This window comes from Psychromonas sp. (assembly GCF_983033635.1).
This window is the reverse complement of the sequence record NZ_CEZLMY010000283.1, coordinates 1-2881: the sequence shown is the minus strand read 5'-3', so window position 1 is coordinate 2881 and position 2881 is coordinate 1. Positions and strand designations below refer to the sequence as shown.

Sequence of the window (2881 nt, the reverse complement as noted above, 5' to 3'; positions counted from 1 at the left end):
GTGGTTAAAAAATCACTCATCTTGGCCTGATATTCGAGCTCCGGTATCATCACTACTAAGAGTAGTTGCTCATTAATGCGCAGGCTGCGGAACAGATGTTTTTGATGGCCGATCTCCATAACAGAAAAATTTTCGTGATCTGATTGTGCAGAAGCTTTATCAAAGTCTATATCAATCTGGTGTTGATCTGGGCGGCTGTTGTAAGAACTTGCTATAATTTTTCCATTCTGGTTGAGCAGTAACAGATGCCCCTGTTCACCAAAAATACTTTTGTCGAGCAGGTTAGAAAAAAAAGACAAATCGGTGGTAGCGATCAAATAACCTCGTAATTGCGCTTCAGCGCTATCACCCAATTTATGCCGGTTGGCGAGTACCATGCGTTTGCTGATATATAAACTCTGTTCCAGGTTGTCCGGGTTTTCGAGAAAGTAAGTGTTTAAATCTGCTTTAGATTTGTGCATTTTTTGGAAAAGTTCACTGTCAGCTTCTTGAACACTTAAATTATCGGCATTTGTATTAGAATACCAAGTGTCCTCATAACCATCTGCTTGTAGTATTTTTATTTCATAATAATTGGGGAAAACCTCATTAAAACCACTGAATATTTTAAGTATATTTTTTTGATAGATGCCAAAACGCACAAATTCATCGTCTATTAACAAATAACGTTGCAGGACTTCGTTTTTCGCTAGCAGATCAAGGCTGGCAGTATTGGTGCGAAGATATTGCTGCACATCCTGGCTGACTTGAGTAAGTATCTGTTCAACCCTTTGTTCGATATTTTGTTCTATCTGACGAATATAATTATCGACCACCAATAGTGCGATAATCAATACTGGTGCCAGTACAAAAGGGATAACGGTTATGATGATCTTGGATTGCAGTTTCATTTATTAAACAACCGAGCGGTGATTTGGCTCCATTTTTTTTCAGTTCGGGGGCTAATAATTGGAAAAAACATCGATTTATCCCATAACTCTTGGCCGGGATAAATGGTCGGAGAATTTTTAATCTGCTCGGGCAAAAAAGCTAATGCCCCCGTATTGGCGCTAGCATAGTGGATATATTTTGTTAATTGTGCCGCGCGTTTGGGACGATTGATAAAGTTAATAAATTGGTGAGCTAATTTTTTTTGCTGGGTTTTTTCAGGAATAAACAGATAATCAATCCAAATCATGGTGCCTTCCTGGGGAATAACATACTCTATTTCACTATGTAATGCCTTTAATGCGCTACCTGAGCCGTTAAAATCCATGGTCATAGCTATTTCGCCTTTGACTAATTTTGAATTTTCAGTGAGAGATGATACCCGATAGGTTTGCACATATTTTTTTTGTTCGGTTAATACTTTCTCGACTTTGGCTAACACTTGTTTATCGCCCCACTGGTTAACATCGTAGCCCAGCGCAAATAAAATAATGGGCATCAGGGTGTCGGTATCGTTAAAGCCCATCAGTTTGTTTTTTAAGCTTGGATCGGGGTAAAAAAACTGTCGCCATGAGGTAACGGGTTCTTTAACCAGATCTTTGCGATACATTAAACCCACTGTGCCCCATGAAAACGGTACGCCATAATCTTTGGTAAGCGCTATTGGATAATAACGTTGTTGATCTATATATTTAATATTGTCAATCTGCTTGAAATTTAATTTACTGACCCAGCCCGCACGATAATATTTATTGATACCTATATCTGATGACAGTACCAGGTCGTATCCTTTGCCATCGTTTTGCGCCAGTAAACGATCGCGTTCATCTTCTGTCTCATAATAAATTTCTAGCACTTTGACATTAAATTCCTGTTCAAAATCCGCAATCAGTTCGGGATCCATGTATTCGTTCCAATTCAGAAAAATAAGTGTGGATTCAGCTGCGATGGACTTAATAGAAATCAGCATTAAAATTATTATCGTTGTTAACTTGATCATAAGGACCTCTTGCCTATTTAACTATCCAATAGTGATCTGCAAATTTAGTAAATTAATACCTGGGGTTGGATTGATAATTGTTTTATATAATAAACTATACTGAAGAAGATTAGACTAAAGTGACTGATTAGGAGTCGATATATGTCTCAACAATATCAAATTATGGTGGCTGATGATGATTTTTCGATGCGTATGTTGCTCGAAGAAACCTTGTATGCGCAAGGTTATCAGGTATTAAGTTTTGATAATGGAGAATCACTGTTACAGGCATTTACCGATCAACGTCCTGATCTTATCTTGCTTGATATCAATATGCCCGGTAAAAGTGGTTTTGAAGTGTGCAGGCAGATTCGTCAACAATATTACTCTTTGGTGCCAGTGGTCATTATGACCAATTTAACTGATTTAGTTTCGATAGAAAAATCTTATCAAGTTGGGGCGTGTGACTTTTTTACTAAACCAATTAACTGGACGATTTTAACCCGTAGAGTTCAGTATATTATTAGATCCAGTCAAACGCTGATGGCGTTGCACCAAGCCCATCAGGCGCAGGGGGCATTATTTAATGCTATACCAGATACTATTTTAAGGTTATCAAAAAGTGGTGATTTGCTCGATACCCATCAAGCAGATAAAGCACAAGCTATTGATTTTTCTCAGTACCATAAGTTGAGCGAATTTCCCGTATCAATCAAGCAGGCACTGTTAACTGCGCTAGAAAAATCAACTATTGCCCAGCAAGTAGTCGATCAAACGGTGGTCTGTCCTCTAGAGCAGCAAGTAATTTATTTTGACTTGCGTTGCAGCTACAGTGATGACAATGAATATATTGTTATATTACGGGATATAACGCAGCAGCATGAAGATCAGGCGCGCATCCGCTACCTTGCACTTTATGATGAAAACACCGGGTTGCCTAACCGCCGTTATCTTGAGCAATATCTGTTTTCCTGC

Annotated in this window: 3 protein-coding genes; 1 reads left to right on the top strand and 2 read right to left on the bottom strand. The window is 38.6% G+C overall.

The window, feature by feature from the left end; all coding sequences use genetic code 11:
• Both AC4GME_RS18515 and AC4GME_RS18510 read right to left on the bottom strand, forming a co-directional pair.
• A partial coding sequence (locus AC4GME_RS18515; protein ID WP_490380011.1) for a cache domain-containing protein occupies nt 1–890 on the bottom strand: 890 nt, incomplete at its 3' end.
• Entirely contained in the window at nt 887–1927 is a 1041-nt protein-coding gene (locus AC4GME_RS18510) for a polyamine ABC transporter substrate-binding protein (protein ID WP_490376004.1), read from the bottom strand. The genes AC4GME_RS18510 and AC4GME_RS18515, both read right to left, overlap by 4 nt.
• A gap of 141 nt (nt 1928–2068) precedes the next feature.
• On the opposite strand from AC4GME_RS18510, the gene AC4GME_RS18505 reads away from it, so the two are divergent.
• Nucleotides 2069–2881, top strand: an 813-nt coding sequence (locus AC4GME_RS18505; RefSeq protein ID WP_490380010.1) for a response regulator, incomplete at its 3' end; no start/stop codon positions are given.

Coding starts and splice junctions, on each gene's coding strand:
- AC4GME_RS18510 (WP_490376004.1), bottom strand. CDS start 1,927: ATGATCAAGTTAACAACGATAATAATTTTAATGCTGATTTCTATTAAG.